This window comes from Xylanibacter ruminicola Ga6B6, from assembly GCF_000687715.1.
Classification (GTDB): Bacteria; Bacteroidota; Bacteroidia; order Bacteroidales; family Bacteroidaceae; genus Prevotella; species Prevotella ruminicola_B.
In genome coordinates this window covers 44,505-51,573 of sequence record NZ_JHXD01000022.1, presented here as the reverse complement: position 1 = coordinate 51,573, position 7,069 = coordinate 44,505, and the positions used below count along the sequence as shown (strand labels likewise).

The window sequence follows — 7,069 nt, the reverse complement described above, 5'->3', positions numbered from 1 at the left end:
CGACTCGAAATCAGACCGGCCTTCACCTCGTCAACCTGGGCTACGCTCTTGGCGCGCAATCCGAATCGCATAGTACCCAGACCGGGCAGTGCTACGCTATGACCCTCGGTGGCCCACGCCTTGATCACTTCGCCGGCTGCATCCCAGCATGCCTGCATCACTCCCTTGCTCACTCCGCTGCGCAGAGCAGCCTCCTTAATCACCTTGTCCTGTGTCAGGGCGGTGTACAACTCCGGCATCATGATGTAGCGATAAGTGCCCTCATACTTGCCAATCTTCTGCAACTTTTCCTGTGCTTTAACTTTCAATGCCATAATGCTAAATTTTAAGTTTGTAAAAATAATTTTAATGGATAATGTTTAATGTTTAACGTTTCATGTTTAATGAGCTTCTAGCGCCCTCGTGTGGTAGAATTTCTTAGTGCACGTGGGAAATAGTTTTGCCGCACGTGGCCGCCATCTGTCTCATTCATTTCAACGATGCAAAGGTACAATATTTTGATTGCGGTCTACGAATAATTCCCCCATTTTTTTCATTTTTTCTCGAAAAAATTTTTCTGTGCAGTCAGTAGTCATTAATGTCAATAGTCATTAAGCCTCGAACAACCCTGTTTTTAAATAAAAGAATATATATAATATATTATATATATTCTTTTAATACTTACACCACATTTCCACTACTCTTAATGACTAATGACTAATGACTACTAATGACTGAAATAGCTCGTAGGATATTGAGGTTTTTTTCTAAAGAAAAACCCGAAAAAAATTGGATGCTATCCAAAAAAGATGTATATTTGCAGCGATAAATTTTAAATGATAAATGAATGGAGATTGTTCTGAACGATTATCACAAGAAAATGAACGCTATCAAGATAGCGAAGGTTGCATATTGGAAAGCGCATCCGCTTTCGCGTGCGGAGTCCTTAAAGAGATTGAGGAACTTGCGGGAACAACGTCTTGCAAATCTCTCCTAACGGTAGGCATGATATTTTTGATGCCGTTGATGGTAATGTACTCGTTGACGATGAGGGACATCTCTATTTTATTGATACCATCATATACAAATCGGGTACAGGCGGTGTAGAGGCATACAACAGTCTTTCGCCCAGAGCTAAATCGAAATAACAATCAATATAGCTTTACCTAGCAGGTAATGATGGTTAATGAGTAGAAACATTAGCCATCATTTAAAAAAACTTAAACTCGCAAATTTTAAAGAATCACCATACTTGAAACACACATTTTTTATTTATCTTTGCCATCGTTTTTGGGCTAACTTACCCTATACCAACTTCAACTATGAGTATTATACAACTAAATATAGTAGGTATTCCTTACCGTAAAGATCTTTATGGGCACGTCAGCGAGTTTCTTGCTGAGGCGCCTGGACATGCTATGACTCTCAGACCCGAAAGCGCTAACGACAATGACAAGGTGGCTGTGCGCGCTTACGATTGGCTAGGTCGGCATGTAGGATACGTTTCGTACAATCTACTGCCCATTGTGTGGGGCGCACTACGATGTACAGAAAATTTTAAACTAAGGGGTTTGATTGTTAGCTCAAATATCAAACACCCGTGTATCACGTTCGAATGCTCGGTGCCGGGATATAAAGGGCCTGCTACCGACCTCTATCCGCAGAAAATATTTTTAGAATGGAAATACACAGGTCCGGTGCTCGATGTCCCCGAAGAGTTCGACAACCTGGTATATATGCGCGATGAAATAATGGATAGACTGGGCGAACGTGATGATTGGGATGACGAAGCGCAAGCTAATTTTATTGCGTTGGTAAAACGCTTTGCTGCTTATCTTAAATATGATATTTCGGGCGAAATGAGCGACTATCGCCAGCACCTAATACAAAAGCTTGAGGATATCGGACGCTACGAGTTTCAGGAGATTATTGACGAGCTCACAATGTCGGTCGGACGTACAGGCAGAGAAACAAGTTGCGGTAGTGTATTGGATTTTTGGAAAGAGCAGATGCAGTCGGCCGATACACGAAAACATCTGATGGTGCACCAACGAAAGTATAATGCCAAGACGGTAGAAAAGGAACTGGAAGAGTTTCCCGAAAACTTGTACTTTGAATGGAAGGCTAACCCCGAACGCTTTGTTTCAAAACTATATTATCGGCATATTCCTCGCGAGGTTATATGGCGATTTGTTTCAGGCATAGCATTTGTAGAAATGACAAATGCTATCGCCAAGAAAGCCGAAGATGAAAAGGCTATACACGAAAAGCGTAATGTGATATTAACAGGCGATAATGCTAGTTATATAGAAAATAAAGAATAATAAGATACAATGGCAAGAAGAATAATAATGACGGGTGATGAGGCGCAGTATATAGAGCGTCGTGGTGCGAATGCACAGCCCGATGACGACCGCGAGATACGTATGGAGGGGCGGCACGCCCGCTACGAGGAGTGCTCGGTAGCCCAGGTGGCTCATTTCCCTATTAACAACAATGAGGCAGCGGGCAAACAGTGGTTCGAGTTCCTGATTAGAAATGGATTTATTGCTCCTGATACCGAGATGAGCTGCTGGCAGTATCTGATGGGCTTCTCAACCAATCAGCCAACTGACATTAAACCGATAGAGTGGATGAAAACAGTTGAGACGGCACGACTGATGCTGGTAAAGGTGAATAACGAGGTGCTTGCGAAGAAACAGATGACCATAGCACACATGAACGAACTGGCAGCACAATGCTTTACCAAACAGGGGCAATCGCTTAAATTGGCCAAACCACGAAAAGAGTTATCTGCCGATGCTGATGCAATAGAGAATTTTATTCCGACCATTTCCGACCTTTAACCGAAACACCTGTAAATACTAGGTTTTCGACATATTTCTCCCGACTGTTTCCGACTGCGAAATGGTCGGGAGATACCTTTATTTTTCTGCTTTTCAATGCCAAAAAGTGCTTAATTTTGCACTCGTAAACCTGAGGCTTCTCGGTGATTTACAAGTGTTAATTTGATTTATTGATACACATTATGGAAACAAAAATCTTAAAAGTGGTGCGCCAGGGCGAGGCCTTTGGCGTACAGTCGTCGAAAACAGAAAACGGTACCATCCAGAAGTGCAACATTGTGCTGCGCGAGATGGGTGGCGGGAAGTTCGAAAACGAGTATGTGTGCGCCATGCTGGGCAATCTGGCGGCGTGCAGGTTCTACGAAGGTGATGTGGTGGCAGCCACACTTCGTTTCTCTACACATGAGTATCAGGGGCAGGTGTTCCAAGAAATACTTGCGACCGATATCGTAGTTATTAAACATTAAACATTAATTTTCTGAGTTGAGGGTGAGGAGGATATTCTCGAGTAAATGGCCAAGGAATCCGAAACTTCTTCTCGCTTAAACACTTAGAAAAAATATGAAAACAAGAAAAAGCAGAATTTTAGGAGAACAGGTAATGGTTGAAGGTCTGATGACCTTTGGCAAGTTGGAAACAGGACTGCGCACACTTGATTTTGAGTGCTGCGAGGATGTGGCGGCCGAGGCTTTTAACGGACGCTTCAAGGTGCAGGGCATGCGCGATGGCAACGTGTATATGAGCGAGTTGCCTAAGCGACCAAAGAACAAACCGCTGTTTCGTGAGGATAATTGCTCGTTGTCGCACGGTCGTAACGGTCGCTACTATTTTGTATTCTCGCTGGATGATGATGAGGTAGGGCAGTTACCCCAGAAACTAACGGAACAGGCAAACGCCATAGCTAGCAAGATGATTAGGAAGTTGCTTTTGGAAGGAGGTGAGCTGGGATGAGTTGCCACTTAGTATATTACAAGGATGGGGCGAAGATGATGCGCCCCGTCCTTTCGAGAGAGGAATATCTGGCCTTGCGAAATGGTGGCGAGCAGCGGCAACTGGTGCAGCGTATCCGCAATGGTGAGGAGCCGCTGAAACATAAGTTGCTGCAGATGAACTACAGTTGCTTGCCTAACGAAGACGACACCTTGAAGGGGAGCACCCGCATGAGCACCACTGTAGGTATGGATATCGACCACCTGTCAGCCGATGAGATGCCTGCCATCCGCGAGCGCATCCTGAGTAAGAAAGATGAGCTGGGCTTGTTGATGCTCGAAGAGAGTGCTCGTGGCGGTGGCTACCATCTGGTATTTGCACGTAAGTCCGAACTGAGCCAGGAAGAGAACCTGAAATGGGCGAGCAATCTGATATCTGTGGCCTACGATAGTGGTGCCAAGGATATTACGCGCGTGTTTTTTACTACATCGGGCAATGAACTGATTTACCTGGATGATGCTATCTTCGAACTCGAAGAGGTTTTAGGCACGGATGACACGGATTTACACGGATTAATTAAGTCCTCGGATGATAATAATTCGTGTAATTCGCGAAATTCGTGCCAAGAAAAAATCCGTGTAAATCCGTGTCGCTCGGCTTTGCCGCTTGGCTCGTCCAAGAATCCGTGCCAAAATACATTCAAGGGCATAGCGTATAAGGATATTATTGCGGAGTTTTGGCGGCGAACGGGTGGGGTTCCTAACACAGGCGAACGCAACAAGCGACTGCATCAACTGGCTGCTAACCTGCGTTCTATTTGCGACGACAGCGAGGAGTGGCTACTGGCGCTGATGCCCAACTTGGGATTACCCGATCACGAGATGCGTTCGATTATCCATTCGGCCTGCAAGGAACCCACCAAGGGCTCGCGACTGATGGACCAGATTGTGGCAGCCCTCGCCACATCTACCTATGATACCATCGATACCGACGACCAGCAATTGTCAATTATCAATTCTCAATTGTCAATTAAGAAGTTGCCTCAGGGTGTTAAGGATTCGGTGGCAGCAGTAGGTCCCGAATTGGCCATGCCAATTATTACGGCGGTTTGTCCATGCATCGGTGCGCTGGCCACGGGTGTAAAGTTGGATGTACACGGACGTGTGCGCGGACTAAACCTGATATCATATATTGTGGGTGAGTTTGCCAGCCGCAAGGGCGATATCGACCCGGTGGTGGATGCCTGGATGAGCGAGGTGAGTGCTATGGACGAGATGTATCAGCAGCAGGAGGACGAGTATCGACGAAAGAAACGAGCCTCTAAAAACAAGAAGGAACAGCCCGAAGAGATAGAACTGCCCGTGCGATATATCGCCTTGAACAACACGGTGGCTAACCTGGCCGAGCGATTGGCTAACGTTGAAGGTAAACATGCATTTTCGTTTACACCCGAGGCTGATACCGTGGCACAGAAATGGCGTTCGGCTATGAGCGATTTCTCGGTACTGCTGCGTCAGAGTTACGATGGCAGTAGGTACGATCGTGAGGCCAAGAGTGCCGAGGCGGTGAATGTGCATATTAAGCACCTGCTGTGGAATGTGGTGATGTGCGGCACACCCGATGCACTGTACCGTGTAGTAACCAATTATACTGATGGGTTCCAGAGTCGTATCGCCCTGTCGCAAACGCCCGATAATACCTATGCCAAGCTGGAGGATAAGCCCTATGTACTGACTGACCGACAGACCGAACGCATACAGCAGGTGGCGCATCTGTTACCGCTGATGGCAGGCGAAGTGGTGCTGCAAAAACTGGAAGCTAGGGGTAGGGCTTGGCTTGAAAAAATACGACTCGAAGCCATGATGAACGACGACCGTGTAAAGGCTCGTGAGCGATTCCGTACCTGTGTTACAGCCCAGCGCATGGTATGCTGCTTGATGCTGTGTAAGGTGTGCGAGCAGCTGATACAGAAACACGGACTGAATGGTGCCGAAACCCAGCTGAAGCAGAAACCCTACTTATGGAAGGAGATGCTGCAGAAAACACAGACGCCGGCTATGCTGGATATGTACGACGTGATAGCCGACCAGCTGTTGGATAGTGCGTTGTATTATTTTCGCGATCGCATAGAAAATGCCTATCGCAGCAGGGATTATGCTGCCAGTAACAGTAGGAGTCGTCGTTCTAAGAATGATACCATCTACGAGCGCCTGGATGTGCAGTTCAGTTTCGATCAAGCCATGCAGTTCAGCGTAGCCATCAAGGGTGCCGATGTTACCCGCAACAGCGTGCAGCAGATGCTGAAAAACTGGCGCAAGCAGGGGTTGGTATCGCTGACCGATGATGGGGGGTATCGCAAGGTGAGTTAGTCATTATAGTCAATAGTCATTAGTCATTAAGAACATGGACATTCAGAATAATCAAGCATGCTTTGTGCAGCTCTGGCGTCAGCTGGAGCGCACAAGGCGCGTGCTTTCAAGCTGCTATAAGCGGTTCAGTGTGCGTAACGTACTTAAGTTGTGGTTCGGTGCTGAAGCTACCGACGACTTTATTTGGCAGGTGTGCAAACATACGGTGGTAAGCGAAGAGCAGGTGTGTGGCAACGATCTGTTGTTATCTCCGAGACACTATCCCCGCATACATCGAGAGTTGCTTAGGGCTATCGTAGCCACCAAATTAGGGTTAGGCCTACGTCACGTAAAACTACCCGATTTGGATGCCGCGTATAGCATCGCATTTCCAAATAGTACACCGATTAACGTAAACAAAAAGAAAAGAAAGTATGGAACCAATAGTACAGTTAAATAGTAAAGCAAATCTCTCCGAGCACTTCTTGCTCGGGGAGTTCACCAGGAGCAAGTATCCTGAAGTTTATAACATTCCCAGCCATGAGGCGATAGCTAACCTAAAGCGATTGTGTGTTTGGCTGGAGGTGTTGAGGGAGAAAGCCTCGCAACCTATCATCATTAATTCGGGTTATCGATCGCCGCAGTTGAATCGGAAGGTTGGGGGAGCGCCCACCAGTAATCACCTAACGGGCTGTGCGGTGGATATACGTACTAATGGTATGGAACAGGCCATCTGCTATGCGGCAACCCTTATCGATTATGCTAAAGAGACGCAGCAGGATTATGACGAACTGCTGATAGAGAAGAATCGCTACGGGGCCGTGTGGCTACACTTTGCGGTGCGACCTAAGGAAAATCGGCGTAAGGTGGCGTTTCTGAATGCTTAGCTGTCAGTTCAGGCACCCTGCGTCGCGATGGCGCGGGGCACTTTTTGTTTTAAAATAAATGCATATTTATTTGGTGTTG

At 46.6% G+C, this 7,069-nt stretch carries 7 protein-coding genes and 1 pseudogene; 7 read left to right on the top strand and 1 reads right to left on the bottom strand.

Annotated features, from left to right (window positions below):
- A pseudogene (locus tag T500_RS0112225) lies at positions 1-314 on the bottom strand (DNA-binding protein); the annotation flags it as partial.
- 1,083 nt (positions 315-1,397) lie between these two features.
- Here T500_RS0112225 and T500_RS0112215 point away from each other — a divergent pair.
- From T500_RS0112215 to T500_RS15965, 7 genes are all read left to right on the top strand, one after another.
- Positions 1,398-2,303 carry a hypothetical protein gene (locus tag T500_RS0112215; protein ID WP_155267541.1) on the top strand — a complete coding sequence of 302 codons (906 nt, stop codon included), beginning with the start codon at positions 1,398-1,400 and terminating at the stop codon, positions 2,301-2,303.
- 9 nt (positions 2,304-2,312) lie between these two features.
- Positions 2,313-2,825, top strand: coding sequence for a hypothetical protein (locus T500_RS0112210; protein WP_143040068.1), 513 nt, complete (start codon positions 2,313-2,315; stop codon positions 2,823-2,825).
- Positions 2,826-3,007: 182 nt separating this feature from the next.
- A complete protein-coding gene (locus T500_RS0112205) occupies positions 3,008-3,292 on the top strand; it encodes a hypothetical protein (RefSeq protein ID WP_028908348.1) in 285 nt (94 codons plus the stop codon).
- 94 nt (positions 3,293-3,386) lie between these two features.
- The gene (locus tag T500_RS0112200) at positions 3,387-3,776 is read left to right on the top strand and encodes a hypothetical protein (RefSeq protein WP_155267540.1); all 390 of its coding nucleotides are present in this window, start codon (positions 3,387-3,389) and stop codon (positions 3,774-3,776) included.
- A gap of 155 nt (positions 3,777-3,931) precedes the next feature.
- On the top strand, positions 3,932-6,124 hold the full coding sequence (locus tag T500_RS0112195; protein WP_080694885.1) for a DUF3987 domain-containing protein: 2,193 nt from the start codon (positions 3,932-3,934) through the stop codon (positions 6,122-6,124).
- 34 nt (positions 6,125-6,158) lie between these two features.
- A complete protein-coding gene (locus T500_RS0112190; RefSeq protein ID WP_028908345.1) occupies positions 6,159-6,563 on the top strand; it encodes a hypothetical protein in 405 nt (134 codons plus the stop codon).
- A complete protein-coding gene (locus tag T500_RS15965) occupies positions 6,538-6,990 on the top strand; it encodes a YcbK family protein (RefSeq protein WP_036909065.1) in 453 nt (150 codons plus the stop codon). Before T500_RS0112190 ends, T500_RS15965 begins: the two co-directional genes overlap by 26 nt.
- The last annotated feature ends 79 nt before the right edge of the window (positions 6,991-7,069 follow it).